The 18,012-nt window shown below is 54.6% G+C and carries 12 protein-coding genes; all 12 read right to left on the reverse strand.

The annotated features are described in order from the left end of the window. Window positions 1-71 precede the first annotated feature (71 nt). Entirely contained in the window at window positions 72-668 is a 597-nt protein-coding gene (locus EGT74_RS02820; RefSeq protein ID WP_123845019.1) for an RNA polymerase sigma factor, read from the reverse strand. Window positions 669-859: 191 nt separating this feature from the next. Beyond that, window positions 860-2,593, reverse strand: coding sequence for a LamG-like jellyroll fold domain-containing protein (locus tag EGT74_RS02825; RefSeq protein WP_123845020.1), 1,734 nt, complete (start codon window positions 2,591-2,593; stop codon window positions 860-862). Window positions 2,594-2,623: 30 nt separating this feature from the next. Continuing rightward, on the reverse strand, window positions 2,624-4,306 hold the full coding sequence (locus EGT74_RS02830; protein ID WP_123845021.1) for a LamG-like jellyroll fold domain-containing protein: 1,683 nt from the start codon (window positions 4,304-4,306) through the stop codon (window positions 2,624-2,626). A gap of 14 nt (window positions 4,307-4,320) precedes the next feature. Then, window positions 4,321-5,784, reverse strand: a complete 1,464-nt coding sequence (locus EGT74_RS02835) for a M60 family metallopeptidase (RefSeq protein WP_123845022.1) — start codon at window positions 5,782-5,784, stop codon at window positions 4,321-4,323. Between the two features lie 24 nt (window positions 5,785-5,808). Further along, window positions 5,809-7,551, reverse strand: a complete 1,743-nt coding sequence (locus tag EGT74_RS02840; RefSeq protein WP_123845023.1) for an alkaline phosphatase family protein — start codon at window positions 7,549-7,551, stop codon at window positions 5,809-5,811. Window positions 7,552-7,580: 29 nt separating this feature from the next. Next, on the reverse strand, window positions 7,581-9,251 hold the full coding sequence (locus tag EGT74_RS02845) for a DUF5008 domain-containing protein (RefSeq protein ID WP_123845024.1): 1,671 nt from the start codon (window positions 9,249-9,251) through the stop codon (window positions 7,581-7,583). Then, window positions 9,251-10,006, reverse strand: coding sequence for a hypothetical protein (locus EGT74_RS02850; RefSeq protein WP_123845025.1), 756 nt, complete (start codon window positions 10,004-10,006; stop codon window positions 9,251-9,253). The genes EGT74_RS02845 and EGT74_RS02850 overlap by 1 nt, the downstream gene beginning before the upstream one ends. 34 nt (window positions 10,007-10,040) lie before the next feature. Then, window positions 10,041-11,528, reverse strand: a complete 1,488-nt coding sequence (locus EGT74_RS02855) for a RagB/SusD family nutrient uptake outer membrane protein (protein WP_158617973.1) — start codon at window positions 11,526-11,528, stop codon at window positions 10,041-10,043. 19 nt (window positions 11,529-11,547) lie between these two features. Further along, entirely contained in the window at window positions 11,548-14,709 is a 3,162-nt protein-coding gene (locus EGT74_RS02860) for a SusC/RagA family TonB-linked outer membrane protein (RefSeq protein ID WP_123845027.1), read from the reverse strand. Window positions 14,710-14,735: 26 nt separating this feature from the next. Further along, window positions 14,736-15,782 carry a DUF5007 domain-containing protein gene (locus tag EGT74_RS02865; RefSeq protein ID WP_123845028.1) on the reverse strand — a complete coding sequence of 349 codons (1,047 nt, stop codon included), beginning with the start codon at window positions 15,780-15,782 and terminating at the stop codon, window positions 14,736-14,738. A gap of 8 nt (window positions 15,783-15,790) precedes the next feature. Continuing rightward, window positions 15,791-16,462, reverse strand: a complete 672-nt coding sequence (locus EGT74_RS02870) for a hypothetical protein (protein WP_123845029.1) — start codon at window positions 16,460-16,462, stop codon at window positions 15,791-15,793. A gap of 8 nt (window positions 16,463-16,470) precedes the next feature. Beyond that, complete coding sequence (locus tag EGT74_RS02875; protein ID WP_123845030.1) at window positions 16,471-18,003, reverse strand: RagB/SusD family nutrient uptake outer membrane protein; 1,533 nt, start codon at window positions 18,001-18,003, stop codon at window positions 16,471-16,473. Window positions 18,004-18,012 lie beyond the last annotated feature (9 nt).

The raw sequence follows: 18,012 nt of genomic DNA on the forward strand, positions 1-18,012 counted from the left end.
TGCCGGAATGCCGGTCGTATTATGAAGACGCGTATCGGCGGAAAAGGGAGGTGCCATTTTCAAAAAAAATTTCAGTGCAGGAAAAGCAGCCCCCAAAGGATGGCGAGGGCGCCGGAAGGGTGGTTGGACAAAGCCTTGCGCAAACTGGCAATAGCCTGTACGATATAACTTTTTATAGTAATGCGGGAAACGCCCATTGTCAGGGCGATCTCTTCATGCCGCATGCCGCCGAAACGGCTCAGTTTGAATGCTTTCTGTTGCTGGGGTGGCAACTGCTGGATGGCCCGCAGCACCGTTTGTTCCAGCTCCCGGAACTCCGCCTGCCGGTCGGCGCCTTCGGCAGCCTCTTCGGGAAACCGCTCCAGCACGTAGCGGCGGTAGGCATCTCCCGACGCCAGTTTGCGGAAACGGCTGTAAATGATATTACGGGCGGTAATGAACAGGAAACCGTCGAGCTTTTCGACAGCGGGCAGCGTAGTCCGTTTTTCCCAAACCATGGTAAACACGTCCTGCGCCACATCTTCGGCCAGTCCGGGTGATTTGGTCAGCAGCAGCGCGGCGGAATACACCGCATCCCAATAAGATTCGAAGATGATCTGGTAGGCGTACTCGTCCCCGGCAGCAATACGACGCAACAACTCGCTTTCACTATGTGGAATATTCTGCATACGGGAGACCGGTGTTTTTTGCTGATTTTGGTTAGAAGCCTCATGTTAAAAGTAGTGAAAAAAAAGTTTTTTGCAAGATGGAAGAAATCCGGGCCCCCACCCCCCATAACGCGGAAGGAGGAAAACCTTGCGGCCTCCCTCCTTCTTATGCCGGGTGACTGAACCGGCATATTGGTTATTCTCGACGGAAATTACTGCACTTTCAGTTTCAGCCAGTTGGTGCCGGCCGGCTTCTTATTGCCTTCCAGGGTAATGCCCAGCCAGTAATATACAGACGGCACCACATCGATCAGCGACGGCGGATTGGCGGAAGCCGCATCGAAAGTATTACCCATAAAATTCCAGGTATAGTTCCCCTGCAGCGTGAAGTCCTTTTTTGACGGGCTGAGGTCTTTCAGCACCCCTCCGCTGCCCTCCTGCCCCGGCCAGTAACCGACGAGGTTCGCGATTTTCGGGTGGGCACCGAGGTCACCGGTGTTATAAGCCCAGTCCTTGATCTCCTGGTCTGTCAGTACGGTGTTCCACACCCTTACATCCGCCATGTACAAATCCGTATTGTTTGTGGCGTTGGTAAAAGGGTCCGTGATGTAGCCGAGGATGAATGACGCGGTAGTGGATACGTTGCCGGTGGGCGTGGACGTAATGGAGCCGGTCAGTTTGTTTTCACCATCGATATAGAAGGTCGTCTTATACTGGGCGCCTTCTTTATAGGCCACCCCGGTCACTGTATGCCAGTTGCCGTCCGGGAGGGATTTGGACAATAATTCGGATTTGTTATTCCCGTCCCCTACAAACCAGACGATCTTATCGCCGTTCCGGAACATTGCCCAGCCGGGAGTATTGCCGCTACGCACGGCGATTTTACTGATAAATGGAGGGAACGACCATTCGTATTTCCCTGCGGCGTTTTTATTGAACCGCACTTTCGCTTCTATGGTGATAGCACCCGTGCCTACATTGTACAATCCCCCGTCGTTGTTCACGGCGCGCACATAGTCGGAAGCCCCTCCGTTGAAACGGACCACCTCATCGGCGATCTTATGCACTTTGGTATATTCAGCTGCAATAAGACTCGGACTATAGTATATGGAGAATGTATATCTGGCTTCTGCCTTATGGCTGCCCAGGCGGGTGCCGTAGCCGCCGCCGGTGGATTGAATCACCACCAGCCAGTCTTCATCGGCAAAGGTGCTTCGCGCCTTCATGGCGGCCAGCAGCTTCCCTATACGTGTATCGGTATCCAGGATTGCTTTGGTGTAAGCGGGATTGGCGGCGCTGAAGCCGGAGGTTTGTCCCGCTACGGCCGGCGCGCTGAAATTCACCAGCGTGATGTCCGCGCCGCTTTCTTTCAGGTTTGCCAGGGCGGCATCTTCCACCCCCTGGTCGCCGGCGGCGGGCGACGTGTTCACTACTTTATCGGCGCTGCTCAGCAGGAAACTCGTCATGTCTTCCCAACGCGTGATCACCGTTACTTTGGTGGCGATATCGTCGAGCTTCACGGTGCTGATAAAACTTTCGTAATATTTCACGTCCGCATGCCCGCCTTTGTCGGTAAGGGGAATCAGCGAGCTGTCGTAAATCCGGTGCAGGTCGTATCGTACGCCGGTGGTCATGGTAGCCCAGCTGGATGCTACGGACACCGATGTGTCGGCCAGGCCGTTGAAACTGTAAATACTCGCCGGCAGCAGGTCTTTGATCACGGGAGGGTTCAAATCCTTTACCACGCTCGCATTGGCGCCATCGATGCCGATGAGCAGCACTTTTTTCTTTTTCAGTTTGATGTTCCCGAACTGCTGGCGGCTGCTGTCCGTATCGTAATAAGGCTTATCGGGTATCTCTTTCACACAGCCGGGCAAAGTGGTGAAGATGCCCGCGCACAGCAATGCCAGCGTTCCCTGAAATATCCTGAATGGTATGTTCCGCATGTTGAATGTCTTTTTGATTGATAGTTTTTCCTACAGTTGCGCCAGCCAGAGGCGGCCGTTGATCTCCCATTCTTTTGCAACGGGCACGTTGAGCCAGTAGGCGATCTGGTTGAACACTTCTTTGGAATAAGGCGCATCGGGCACACTTTTACCGCAGGTAAAAATGGAGTTCATCGGCTCCCATTTGTATGCATTTTTGATCACAAAATCCGGGGACGTGGAAAACCTGTTTTTAAAGCGGTTCCCCTCTCCTTCGGCGCAGCCCCAGTACCCGATGAGGTTGGCGTATTTGGGATGCGTAGCGTCGATTTTGTTGGTGCAGGCGTATTGTTTGATGATGTCTGCCGGCAGGGAGTCGTTCCAGATACGCACATCGTTCACGTACATGTCTATCATGGAACCGTTCGGCGGCAGGGTGGCGCCGAGGGTCAGCGGGGAGGGACTGTTGATATTCCCCAATACGGTGATCTCCGACTGTGCATTAAAAATACCGTCGGTGTACACCCGTACGAAACGTTTGAACGGCGTGGTGGAATAGTTGGTGTAAATCACGGCGGTGAGGTGGTGCCAGGCGCCGTCGTTGATGTTGGCGCCACGGGCCTGTACGTTCCCCTTTCCTGTTTGCCCCGCATTGAACTGCCAGTATGCGCCTTCCTGGAAAAACACCCAGCCCACCACGCCACCGGCGAAGTTGGCACGTTTGGAAAAAAACGCGGGATAGTTCGCCGTTTGTCCCTTCTGAACATGGCGCATTTTCATTTCGATGGTGAAATTGTCTTTTTCACCCACGTTGTACGCAGCCGCATCGCTGAGGCTGGCGTTCACCGCATTGGCATCGGAGCCGGCCAGTTTCACGCCGAACTTCACACCGGCAGGCGCTATCACAAGGTTCGATTTCAGGCGGGCGTTGTAGTACAGGGAAAAGGTGTTGCGCTCGTTTTCGAGGAAACCGCCGTATTTTTTACCGTTACCGCCGTGGGTGGATTGTACGATCACCAGCCAATCTTCTTCCGGGAATTTTGTTCTCCCCCGCATGGCTTTCACCAGTGCCCCGATGTATGCGTCGATTTTCAGCAGGGCGTCGCGGTAGGCGGGAGCATCGGTGGTAAAACCTTCCTGCAGCCCGGCGAGGTTGGCGCTGTTAAAATGCGCGATCACCAGGTCGGCACTGTCTGTCTTCAGCCGGTTGATGGCGGAGTCGCGCACCACATCATTATTGTTGCCGGCAACGGATATCCTGATATCGGCTTCTTTGAACAGTGTTTTGTTCAGTGTTTCCCAGGGTGTTACCGTCACCACCCGGAACGGGCGGGCTTTCTGCTCTTTCACCCTTTTGATAAAAGAAGGAAATAATTCGCCGCGGGGCACCCGGGGCACGAGCGAGCTGTCCCTGATCTCGGTGTTGCCCACAGCGTTGCCGGTCATAATATGCGCGATGGACGCCGGGTCGGTGGTTACCGAATCGGCGGAGCCTTCAAAACTGAAAATGCTGTTCGGTTTGAGGGCGTCCAGTTCCGGTGTTGTGATGCGTTCGATCTGTTTGCCCACCACTCCGTCTACCAGTATCAGCAACACCTTGCTGTTGTCCCGGAAAGGAAATTCTTCCGATTTGTCGGAGGGCACCAGGGGTACTTTGCTGCAGGCTGCCACCAGCATGGAAAACACCATGATACCGGCCATCCAGCTGCGTTGTATGTTCTTAGATATCTTCATCGGTTTGATATTTTTTACAGGCGAATGTCTTTTTTCCAGAGCTGCTCCGTCAGCAGCGGCAGGTGTTTCACTTCATCCACGGCGGATGGCGATACTACGATGCCCCACTGGTCGAAGAACGGTTTAAGATTGGTTTTGGCGTAGAGACTGGCCTGCACGAAAAAGAAGTTTTTTCTTACCTCGTCTACGATCGGTACGCGGGCTTCGCGGCGCGCTGCTTTGGATACCGCCGTCATCATCCCGTAACCGTAGCGCTGGAACAGTTGCACAAACGGTACGAGGCGCTGGAATACGTCCGTTACCTGTGAAAACCGTTTAGCGGCATCCACCTTCTCGGCGAAGGCGAGCGCAGGCGTCACGAACTCATCTGAATAGATGCGCGGTGGTTTGCGGCCGTAGCGACTGGCGATCTTGAACACGAACAGGTTGTTGGATACTTCGCCCAATGCGTCGGATCCGCCCCAGCTCCACATGTCGCTCATCTGGAAATTATGCCCGATCTCGTGGAAAGGCCCCCAGCTGGCGCCTTTGTTGATCACGGCCGTGTCGATGAAATCGCTGTGCCAGTCGAGGTACGCCATGCAGGGATACCCGCTATGCCCGCTGCCCAGCGAAATCTGGATATCGAGCACAAAACGGTGCGGCGTAGTGGGCGCCTGGTCGCGTACATCCACGGGGTTATCTTCGAGGCCGTACCATTCATTATAATCTTTTATGATGGTTTCATCCCATTTTCTCATTACAGCTTCTGCGTCGAACCGGTCGAGCATGGTCAGCATCATCTTGCGGTACATGGTGATAATGAAACGCTCGCCGCGCATTTCGAATACCGGCACGTTGGAACGGCGCAGCATTTCTTTCCATTCGGCGCTGGTGGTCTGGCCCAGCACAAAGTCCGGCGACTTCACCACGTTGCTGAACGTTACCGTCATTTTTTTCGCCACGGGAGCGGCGGGAATCAGGTAAATCGTACCGCCGTAAATATTGCGCACATAGTTCACGCCCGGCAGCAGCAGTTTGCGCGTGGAAATGACGGCAGGACGTAGCATCGGTACTTTATTGCCTACATTATCCGTATGGGCGCCGACCTGTACCGTGAGCCCTTCGGAATCCTGCGGCAGCACGATCTTCACCAGCTCTCCCGGCGCGGCATACAGCCCGGTGCTGATCCAGTTGCCCGGCACCACGTTGATACGGATGTAGGGGCTGAGGAGCTTGTAGTTCATGTCTACCTCCACGTTGTAATTTTGCAACCGTGGCTCCACTATCGAAATGAGGCCGGGAAACTTGCGCGCCTCAGCAAAGCCGCTGCTGTCGATCCGGCTGAGGCTCGTATCGAGGTCGCCTATGCCGGCCGTGTCTATTTTAGGCGGCCGGTCGTAGCCGTTACTGAAATTGTAGTTCTTGCGGCAGCCCGAAACGCCGGCGGTGGCTGCCAGCGCAGCTATCAGGAAGCATTTTATTGCGGTTGTTTTCATTGCTAGTGCTTTTAAAGTTCAACGTCAAATCCCACCATACAGCGGATAGTCACGGAATTCCGCCGGCCAGGTATGGCCGTCGAGCCCCCAGCTGTCTTCTCTCCTGATGCCCAGCCATTCCAGGATCTGGTATGGAATATCGAAAGTATTGGGCACGTATTTGGTGCCGTCGGCGATGCCGGGTAACAGGTAGCTGCTCAGATCGGAGAAGGGCGTCCACAGGTAAGCACCGCCTATCAGCATATCTTTTTTATTGGGACCATAGTCTTTGAAGCGGTTGCCACTACCGTCCATGCAGGGCCAGTACCCGATGAGGTTGTTGAAATAAAAGTGTTCCTTGTTGATATAGGTGCGTGGCGCCCAGTCTTTGATAATATCGTCGGGCAGCGCCGTATTCCAGATTTTCACATCGGTGATGTAACAGTCGATCGCATTACCGAAGTTGGACGGATTGAAGCCCACTGTGAGCGGCCCTTCCGGCGCAAGGATTTCGCGGCTCGCCGTATAAGTACCTGTCAATTTGTTGCCCCCATCAATGAAGAGCGATGCTTTGTAGGTATTCCCGCTTCGCTCGAACACGGCGGTGTAGGTATGCCAGTTGCCATCGTCCGTGTTTTTGCTGCCTCTTGAAGCATCAGTCACCAACTGCAGGTTCGTGGAGCCGTCGGCCAGGAAAAGCGTGGTGCCCTGTCCATTTTTAAACAGCGCCCAGCCGATAGTACTGCCGGTACGGTCTTTGGTTTTACTGAAAAAGGGTGGGAACGTGTAACGGAAATTATTATTCGGCCCGCGGTTGAGTTTCATTTTCAGTTCCACCGTCAGCCCGTTCAGTTTGCCAATATCGCCGATGGTATTATCCACACAACGGCCTCTTACCGCGGTGGCAGCGGCGTCACCGGTGAGACGGACGGTTTTGCCTTCGTACGGCACCCGCAGGTCCTGCGGCTTTACGATCACTTTGCTCTGGAAGCGGCTGTTAAAAAACAGGGTGAAGGTATTCAGCCTGGGGTTACCCATGGCTGTACTGTCTTCCGGGTCCTGCTGCCAGGCGCCGCCCCTGCTCGAAGTCAGCACCACGAGCCAGCGTTCGTTCTTATACGTTTTACGCGCATAGAGGGCGTTCATGATCTCTTTGATGTAGCCATCGGTTTTCAGGATGGCGTCGGTGTACTGGGGAACAGATACATCGTACCCGAATTGCGTACCGGCATCGGCCACGCCTTTGAACTGGCCGAGCACCACGGAGGCTTCATCCTTTTGCAGTTCGGCGATCACGGCATCTTTCACGGCCGCATCGCTGCCCAGCGACTTGTTTTCGGTGGCGGTTGCACCGATGAGCTTATTGCTCAGGTCCGGCGAGGCCGTCAACGCCACCGTGCGCATGGCCGGTTTGCTTTCTTTGATGCGCTGGAAAAAAACAGGGTATTGACCAAGTTTGCTGTTGGTATAATCGTTGTTGACGATGCCGTGTTTGATGGGCCGCACACCGGTCAGCATGGTAGCCCAGTTGCCGCCGTCCACGGCTGCGGAATCGCCGATACCGTTCCAGGTGTACACCGCGCTGTCGCGCATCTTCCAGATGGTGGGCGGTTTGATTTCCCGGATGGAAAGCCCTCTTGCCCCGTCGATCACCAGGTAAAGCACCTTGGGCGTGCCGGGGAGCTGCCCGATGTCGTTTTTGTACTCAACATCTCCCGGCATGTCTTCTGCTTTTTTGTTACAGGCCATCGCCAGGGCCAGCAGGAAAAGCGGAATGAATTTATTCATGATCGTAGCTTATTAAATTTTAAACCAGGTTATTTCGACAGCACAACGCGCATAATACCGCCCAGGCTGGTGTTGTCAAATGAATTGATGAGGCCGGTGAGAATAACGGCGGGCTCGCCTTCTGCGGTCACCGATTCCGTCATGCTGTACACCTGTCCGTTGAGGCGGCCTGTGTTGTTGTAACCGGCGGCCAGCGTACCGTCTGCATTCAGCACCATAAAACCCTCGCGGTTCACGCCGTTGTATTTTTTGAAGGTACCGGTTACGATCACCTTCCCGTCGCTGATCTGGCCGCTGAAATAAGGCACACCGTCGGTAAACGTGCCGGGCACGAAGGTTTCGTCGAGCGAGCCGTCTTCATTGATCATGGCCAGGCCCGCCCGGGGGCGGCCGTTATAGGTTTTAAAACGCCCGGCGATCACCAGCTTGCGGGTATTTTTGTTGTAGTGCACATCGGTGATGATATCGTCCGCCCCGGTGCCTGCCTGGAAAGCAGGATCCAGATCACCCGCAGCCGTCAGCCGTGCAATATTGCCGGCGGGCACACCGTCGAATGTTTTGAATGAACCGATCACGATAAGTTTGCCGTCGGGAAGCAGCACACCGTTGCTGAGGCCACCGATGGGACCGTCTTTCCCGCGGTGGTTTGTCAGGTCGTAGTGGTAAGTGGAATCGAGGTTGCCGTCGAGATCGAGGCGCACCACATCGCCCACAAAGCGATGGTCTACCACACGGTTGTCGCGCGTGGAGTTCCGGTAAAAATACTGCCGGTAAAGCAGCAGGTCACCTACGCAGATGAGCTTGTCGCCCTGCAGGAATACATTTTTCACGGTACCTAAAAAGCCGCCATTGAAGGCCGGCACGGTATCGCGCCCGCTGGCTTCCACTTCGGCCTCGTGCCCGGCGTGCGGATCGCCGCCCAGGTCACGCGGGATCACGTTCACGACCATCGAATCGAGCTGGCCGCCTTCATGAATGCGTGTAAGGTTGAACACACCTTTTTTCCGACCGTACTGGCCGAAGGAACCGCCAAGGATAAACCTGCCGTCCGGCAGCTGCACCCCGCAGAACAATACACCATTGCGGCCCACGGCGGAGTCGGTTTTAAATGTGCTCACGTACTGGCCATGCTTTTCCGTCATCACCAGCCCGAACATCGGATCGCTCACACCGGCGCTGGCGTACTCCATAAAGGAGCCCATCACGAGGAAGCGGTTGCGGCGCGTGGGGATAATGGCGGTGGTAAGCCCGTCGGTACCCTTGCCCGCCTGGAAAGTACGGTCGAGCCCCACTTTACCGTTCACGCGGAACACCGGCGCGGGAAACAGCTGGTCTCCCACCATCACCAGCGAGCCGCCCGAACTGGCCGAAGCAGGAACTTTGATGCTGATGGTTTTATCGGTTACGCCGGTGATCTGCGCCAGTTCGCCATTCAGATAAAATTTCAGGTTGTCTTTATGCGGCAGCAGCCCCTCAGCTTTGAAGGTAACGACGTCGCCCACGCTACCGTTCTGGGGGGAAGGCAGCTCCTGGCTGAACAATATGCCCAGCTTTTCCTTGCCGCCCAGGTAGGGATTGGGATATTCCTTTTCCTGCTTGTTGCAGCCGGTCATGATGACCGCCGCAAGCAAAACGCCCGTAGTATATTTAAGCAGTTGCATCATCTTGAATACGCTTGTTTGTTGATGGATCTTTTTCATTATTCTCCTACCCCGTATTGTTTGCACAACAGATAAAATTCATAGGGATCAAATCCGAAAGAATGGCCAGGCTCATAAAAGAGCGTGTTACCCTGCTTCCGGAAGCCTGCCGCAAAGCGCAACACGTGCACGGCCCCGTTGTCCGGTTCTATGTTCGAGGAGGCAACGAAACAAAGCCTCCACGATACGGGTTTGAAGGTGATATCAGGTGTATAGGAGATCACCAGCTGCCGGTAACCGGCATACTGCGCGCCGCCTTCGCTGTTGTAAATCACACCTATGTTCATCAGGTCGCCGTAGTACGAGGCGTAAAACTGGCCGGGATAAGTGGCGAAATACACGGGGTCGAGTTGCGGGTAATCGTTCAGCATGTTTTTGCCTTTGAAGATGTACCGTCCCAGCATTTTTTTCCAGATGGCCGCTGGAATCTGGTCGAGTCGTTTGATGGTATCCCTGCCTTCGGCATACAGCAAAGTATTGGTCAGGGAAAGGGTACTGTCGAAGCTCATATTGGGCGGAGCGAAAAAAGTAACGCGCTCTTTCTCCAGCACATCCTGCATTCCTGCCAGCTTGATCACCTGCACGAGGGTATCGAAGTAGAAGGGTTTCGATTCGAGGTATTTCATGATACTGCCGTCGAACTTCCCTTTGGCGAGGCCGGTATCCTGGAAGTAATCTTTTTTACAGGCGGTCGAAAGGCCTGCGAAAACGATCATCGCCAGCAGCAGTTTTTCATATCGCATCATCTGTTTCATGTTGCATAATTCTTGGTAGTGATACAATCGGGTGTTAGCGCCAGTATTCGTTCAGCCGCATCAGCGGATTGTTTTTCAGGGCTTCCTCGGTGATGGGCCAGGTCCATGCGCCTCGCTGGAACGCAGGCTGCGAAATCGGGAAGGCACAGTATTCACTGTTGAGGATCCTTTTGGTGCGCACCAGGTCGTAGAAATAATGACCTTCGCCCATCAGCTCCTTGGTGCGTTCCCAGTAAATGGCATCCTGCAGGTCGCGCTGGGTAACACCGCTATAGGCTGGTGCTTCCGCACGTCCGCGGATCACATTCAGCAGCCGGATAGCTTCTTCCGAACGGTCGCTGCCCAACTCCGCATTGGCTTCGGCAGCCAGCAGGTACATGTCGGCGAGGCGGAATACGATCAGGCTACCGTCGTACCCGGATCCGCTGCCACGGTTGCCGCTGAACTTCAGGAACTCGCCCCTGCTCTCACTCATCATATTGCCATCGAACCAGATATCCCTTCTTTTGTCAGGGTCGCTGAGGGGATACATTTTTTCGAGGAATTTTTTCTGGAGGTAGAGGTAAGGCCGGTCGTAGCCGCCGCGTATCACGTTGTCGTTCAGATACTGATAACCCAGTCCGCGCAGTTCACCATAGTTCACGTTCTGTGAAAATTCAAAAAGCCCTTCTTCAGAACCGCCGCGGAACAGCCGGGTAAACTCCGCCGTGGTGAGCAGGCGATAGGTGCCGTTGTTCTTCCCTTCAAACTCTTTGAACAAAGCGGCGGCATGCTCATGATATTTTCCTCTGTTGAGATCGTCGAAACCGGCATTCCACATGTTCATGTGCATCATCAGCGCGTACATGGTACCGACGGTCGGGCGCACGGCGCGTTTGCGAGGGTCGGGGTACGACCAGGGAAGGTCGTTCTTGTATTTGTCGAGCTCGGCGATGCACTGGTTGAGCACCTCCACAAAATTGCTGCGGCCGATGACCTTATCGAAGTATGGCTTGGTATAATACGGTACGTCACCGTACAGCCGCACCATCAGGAAATAACAGAAATTCCTGACAAACACGCCTTCCGCCACGTACTGCTTTTTTTCTTCGGGGCTCAGCTCCGAATCAGGCACACCCGGCGCACGATCGATGAGGATGCCGGCCGACTGGATGATCTTGAAATAAGGGTTCCAGTCGATGAGCCGGTCGAAGTGGAAAAAACCATTCCAGTAGTTATTACCGTATACGATGCTTTTGATGTTATTCACCGGGAACCAGTCGAAATAGTCGCGGGGGTATACACGGGTCTGGCGGTAAAGCCCGCAGCGGAATTCCGCGGCAAGGAAAAAGGAATTATTGAGCAGGATGTCTGCCATCTCCCCGTAAAGATTATTGGTGAACCGCTCGGCGTCGGCACGGGTTTTCCAGAAACTGGCGCCGGATTCGCGGGTGGGCGACTCCGTATCGAGGAACTTCTTGCAGCCGGGCGTGGTGGCCATGGCTACCAGCAGTACCGCAACGAACACAATATATTTTTTCATCTCCTTCATTTTTGCATGATTAAAACTGTGCGTTGAGCCCGAGGTTCACGGAGCGGCGCATCGGATATCCTTTGGAGTCGTCGCGACCCAGGGCGGTCACGTTCTCTGCGTTCGGCCCGGTATAGCTCTGCCACATCACGGGGTTGGCCACAGACAGGTACACGCGCGCGGAGCTCATGCCAATCCGTTTCAGCCTGCTCCTGTCTACGTTGTACGACAAGGTGATGTTATTCACCTTCCAGTACGAACCGTCTTCTTCAAACAGCGTCTGATCGTACCGGAACGGGTTCAGGTAAGGATAACGGCGGTAGTCGTACGGGTTGGGATACTTCGCATCAGACGTGTTGTTCTTCCAGTAGTTGTAATTATCGATCGGCACCAGCGACGAATTGCCCAGCGGGTCGGAGAAATTCTGGAACCGCGCCGCCACCGCGTTGTTCAGAATGGAGCGGATGGCGGTATAAGAAGTATTGATGCTCAGTGAATAGTTCTTATACTGGATGAAGTTGTTGAAACCACCGGTCACCAGCGGCTGCGAGCTGCCGGCGTATACGTAGTCGCTGGTATTGATGAGGTAGTCGCCGTTCACGTCTATCCAGCGGGCATCGCCGCCCTGCAGGTACGAATAAACGGAGCTACCGTTCTGCGCAACCGCCACGGGCGCACCGGTTGCAGGGTCTACCTGCACCATGCCGTCGTTGCGGTACACGCCGTTGCTCCCGTAAAGCACGTTGGTAAAGGTATTGCGGCCTACGCGGCGGAGGATCATCTGGCCCGTAGTGGGATCGGGCCGGAGAATCTCCCGTTTGCCGTATGGCAGTCGTGCGATGTAATCCTTGTTAAGTGCGCCGGTCAACGTGATTGTCCAGGTAAAGGCACTGCTTTTGGAGAGCGGACGGTACGTGATCATGGTTTCGAGACCCATGTTCAGGATGGCTGCATCGTCGGATTTTACATTTTTAAACCCGTTGATCGAAGGCAGCGGCACGTCAAGAATGTCGTTGTTCACAAAACGGTGATAGGCGTCAAACTCCAGCTGCAGTTTGCCCTGCCATAAACCAAGGTCGAAACCCAGGTTGTACGTGGTAGCCGATTTCGGTTTCAGGTTGGCGTTCGGCAAATCGTCGTAGATGATACCACTCTGCAGTTCTTCGTTATACCTTCTCCCACCGCGATCGTCGTATGTGCCGTAAGCATCGAAAATGCTGCCCTGCGGCATCATGTTGCGGCCCCAGGTGGCGCGGATGGAACCGTATTCCAGCCAGGAGGCGTCTTCAAAAATGTTTTCCTTATAAAAGTTCCAGCGCAAGCCAACCGCCGGGTTATTGGAGAACGGCGTATTCCGGCCGGCCTGGGAAGTAGCGTCTCTCCGGAACGACAGATCAACCACGTATTTTTTGCGGAAGTCGTAAGTCAGCGAAGTGGCGATCGACATCTCCCGCAGGTCCGCCGCATTGGGCAGTACGCCGCCACGGTTGTAATACGGATCGGAACCGATGGGCCCGTAGTAGCTATCGCCAGGCGTTCTTTGCAGCCGGTTCACGTTCGCCTGGAAAGTAGTACGGCTCAGTTCGTTGAACACGCCGATAGTGACATTGTGCACCTGTGCGCCCCACGACCTGAAATAGGAAAGGCTGTTACGGTTGTACACCTTGCTTTTACGGTCGCTGTAAGAATAAACTTCGGAAAAGTTATCGTTGATGGCGGCGGGCCTGTAGTTGTTTTCGGTGGCGGTGGTGTTTTCAAAGCTGAAAGTGCTGACGGCATGCAGGCCCTTGATCAGCTCATAATCCACTTCAAGGCTGGTAGCCACCCTGGCCGTTTTGTTGACGTTCGAGGTCCGCAGCGCCGCGATGGCGGAGGCAGTGGAAGAATAGAATGACGGCGGCGGCAGCAATGATGAGTTGTTGCCTGCGTCTGCCGCATCGGCCTGCTGAAGGCCGTTCCCGCTACCCTTGCTGTTTACGCCGAGGCTCGTGCTGATATTGGAAAAAACCCGGAGCTTTTCAGACGGCATGTACTGGAAGTTGGTACCCAGCGAATACCGGTTGAAGCCCGTGTTTTTCACGATGCCTTTTTCGTTGTAATAACCGAGGTTGGCTTTGTAGTTAAACTTGTTATCCCCGCCAGACACGGTCATGTTATGCGTCTGGTTATAGGTATAGGTATAGAACAGACCCTGCCAGTCCGTGGCCTGGTTGTAATACGGGTTGAGGCTGTCGGCCAGGAAAGGCGTACGGTTGATGTCGCCGGCCGTTTTGTACGGTGAATCCGTATTGAGCATCGCCTGCCAGATTCTCAGTTCGCGCTCCCCATGCCCGCCGATTACCGGCCGCAGGGTTGGCGGTATGTTCACGAAAAAGTTGCCGGTGTAGGCTACGATGGGCACGGAAGATTTACCGCGTTTGGTGGTCACGATGATAACGCCGTATGCACCGCGGGAACCATACTGGGCGGTAGCCTGCGCGTCTTTCAACACCTGAACGGACTCGATGTCTTCCTGCGGTATGAGCGACAGCGGGCTGAGACCCGGGCCGGACGATTGGAAACCGTATTCAAAGTTGGAGTTCGGATCCACCTGCACACCGTCTACGATAAACAGCGGAGAGGTGGGCGACAGGAAAGCATCGTTCCCCGAGCCGGTGATGTTCATGGACGAAACACCACGCATCTGGATGGTGCCTGCATAGCCCGGGGCGCCGGTATTGTTCTGAATGTTGAGGCCCGGCACCTTGCCCTGGATGAGCTCCATTACGTTCGCCACCGGCACATCCTGCAGTTCCTTGCCGCTGATCACCACGGTGGAGCCGGTGGTGGTTTCCCTTTTCTTTTTCTGGTAACCGATGATCACCGTTTCATCCAGCTTGCTTTCTTTGATGGAGAGCTGTATCCGCATAGTCGCGCCCTCCCGCGCTTTTACTTTGGCCTGCTCATATGCCAGGGAGCGGAAATTCAGATCGGTCCCTTCCGGCACGGTAACGGTAAAGGAACCATCCCCTCCGGTAACGGCCACCCCTTTAGGTGGATTGCCCGCCCAGATAGCGATGCCCGGCAGGGGTTGATTGGAACCCTTTTCATAAACAATCCCCTTTACGGTGATCATTTTCTGCTGCGCAAAGGCGGCGGAGGCGGTAAGGGCCATCCACAGCAGCGCGAGAAAGGATTTTGTGTACTTATGCATTCAGTTTATTTTTTAAAACTTGATGATCAGTTGTCTTTAAAATCAGGATTCCCTTCCTTGAACCAGAAAATTACTTTCCAGTCGCCCGGCTCATAGATCGCAAAGTCGAGCCCCAGTACCGCCTGAATGCGGGAGGTGCCGTTCACGATGCGGTCGTAACCGAATTTCACCCGGGCGCGGGAACCACCTGCGGTGGTATAGCGTGTAGGTACGCGAGACAGAGGGATGGGATACGATACATCGAACACCACGCGGTCACTTTCAAATTTGGCCGTGCCGTAGTGATGCACCAGTTCTTCCCATCTGGTGGCCGCAAAGTTTTTCGGATCAATGGGCCGGTAGGCCGTGTCCCTGAATTCGAAGGTGAGCGTTCGGCCGGTGGATTCCGGTTCTTTGTAGAACACCACGGCCACATCGCCCGACGTGATGGTGCGCTGCGTGTGCACGTCCATGATACCAAAGAGTGTGGTAGGCCGCGCATAACCGAAAGTATTGCCTGTGATGGGGTCCGTTACCGCCGGCTCGAAGGGGCGGCTGCGGAAAGGTTTCAGCTGCATGTCGCGGATGACTTTGGTACCACCGGAATTGGAAACCTCTACATCGAACTTATACCCCGCATCTGGTTGCTGGCGCACGGCGTTGAGGTAGGCCAGGTTAACCGGCGCCCACATCACGAACTGGCCCGAATGCTCCCTTACTTCGAAGAGGCGGTGGTGCTCGATCACCCTTTTCTTTTCCAGTTCGGCCCGGGTCGTTTCTTCGCCCGTGTAGGCGTCTTTCCACACCTGTACGGGGAAGGTTTTATAGAATATCTCAGCCGAGTCGCCGCGGCTGTCTTTGATGTTGAGTATTTTGAAAGAGAGCGGCTGCGTGGAGTTGTCTGCGTTGAACAGCACGGAGCCCAGTTCCTCGGGGTACAGCGTGGTGCGACCCAGCACCGGTTCGTACACGGTTTTTGTATAGGCGGCCTGCGAGCTGATGAAGTCGATATCCGCCGGCACCTTGATGCAGGCGTTTACAGCGCCAGCCATCACCAGCAGCATCACACCTTTTATGATCAGATCTTTTCTCATATCGGAAGTCAGTTTTTAAAACGGCTGATAAATTCATTGAACCCGAACTCATGATCCGGCGATACCATATGTACAATGCCATTGATGGTGTAGGTGTCCATAGAGGCTGTATTCGTTCTGGCCCATTTGCTGATGTAAAAAGAACCTTTGGTATCGCTGAAGGTGATGTACTGCGGGCCGCCTTTATCCAGGCCGGATGCCGGCTGGAAAAAGAGCAGCATGTTCATCACGGCATTAAATTTCAGGCTGTTGTACAATTTGCCGTCCGGCGCACCTTTCAGGCTGTCGGTAGGCATGAGGCCCGGCATGATGTAACGGCAGAACAGCGTATCGAGGTGATTGATGTCGAGGTCGGCGATGTAGAGCGGCTCTTTGAAATTACCACCCCGCATAATGTTGAGGTTTTTGATGGCGGCGGTAAAGCTGCTGTTGGTGATGCCCATTATGGTGAGGCGGTTGCTTTTTACGGTCCGTTCCAGGTTTAGCCGGTCAATCACTTTCACCATGGAATCGTACACACCGGTGCGGCTTTTCAGGTAATCGTAGGTATTGAGGTTCACCTGGCTTTTGGAACGGGAGTATTCCGCATAGCCGCCGTCTTTCTGGCAGGCCGCCATCATCAGCGCCAAAGCTACCAGGGCCACCACGAATCTGTTGTTATATAAATCGCGCATTTTCATGTCGGCAGTTATTTTAACCAGTAAGAATTTTGAGTGAGCAGGGAGTTTTGCGACAGCACGTCTGCGGCTACCGGCCAGTAGATACCGCCTTCGCCGATAAGCTTCAGGAAAGCCGGATCATCTTTTTTGATGCGCTGGTACCGGATGCGGTCATAAAAGCGCCAGGCCTCGCCCATCAGCTCGCGGCGCCGCTCGGCGAATATTTCTTCGATGAGGTCTTTACCTGTGAACGCAGGGTTGACGATGCCCCTGCTTTTCATCACGTTGGCCAGCCAGAGCTCCGCTTCCCCCCTGTCTCCTGTCATCACCGCGGCTTCGGCGCGCAACAGCGCCAGCTCCTCCATGCGGGTGAAAGAAAGGGTGCCGGTGAAGAGTCGGAAAGTGCCGGACGAAGCACCGTTTTCGATCACCTTGATTTTGCTGAACACCGGGATGTTCTGGTTGTAGCTGGAGAAATAATAATCCCGCAGCGGGTAACCGGTACCGGGGTCGATGCTGAAACGCTCATCGCCGGGCTGGTTGAATATTTTTACGATGGAGTCTTTCGGCACGTACACTTCCGGCACCGTTTTGCTGATAAAAGGTTTGGCCAGGGTGTATTCTTCGATGTGCCCGGTGGTGGTACCTTCCTGGCTCATGTAGTCGAAGGTGAAGTTGAGTATCTGGGTGGGCGTGCGGCGGGCGAAGAAACCGTCGCTTGCACGCGTCAGTTCCACCGTAGTAGGCGTAAAGCGGATGCTGGCCTTCGGATAGTTATCGATGATGAAACGGGTGTACGCGATCACATCTGCATACCGTTCCTGCCAGGCTGCAATATGCGCCAGTACAGCGTAAGCGGAGACTTTGTTGAAGAGCGTACCGCTCCAGCGGCCCATGGATTCACTGTAATAAAAATTCGGTAACTGGGGGTCCGCGCCGCTGTAGATGTATGGAAGGTCTTTGGCCGCCTCCACCAGTTCGCGCTCCGCAAAAGCCAGCACGGTGTCCTGGCTGGTGCGGCGGAGCTGGGGAAACTGCCCGTCAAACGACGATACCAGCAAAGGCACATCGCCCCAGATACGGGTCATGTAGAAATAAGCGAAAGCCCTCATCGAACGCATCTGCGCTATGTCTATCTTATAGTTGCCTTCGGAGTAATAGGCATCTTTCGCCCGCACCTCGCCTGCCCGCTCGATGAAGAGGTTGGCAGCATTGATTACCGCATAAAAACGGCGCCAGCTCTGCAGGTTCTGTACAAGCGGGTAAGAAGCATTGAGATTGTTACCGATCACCGCTTTCAGGTCGGGCCGCGCCACCGCGGAAAAATCTCCCATGCGGAACTCGCCCTGCATCCAGTGCGTCGCATTGTCGCACAAAGCCGCACGCATCAATCCGTACACGCCGATCAGGGCGTTACGGGTGTCTTCAATATCTTCCCAGTTGTCTTTTTCAGGCTTCACACGGTTGCTCTCCACATCCAGCATCTTGCTGCAGCTGAACAACACCGAGCACAGCGCCGCCAGTATGGCTATTCTTGGGAAGGTTCGGAATAATTTATTCATGATATACAA

It is taken from the genome of Chitinophaga lutea (assembly GCF_003813775.1).
Taxonomy (GTDB): domain Bacteria; phylum Bacteroidota; class Bacteroidia; order Chitinophagales; family Chitinophagaceae; genus Chitinophaga; species Chitinophaga lutea.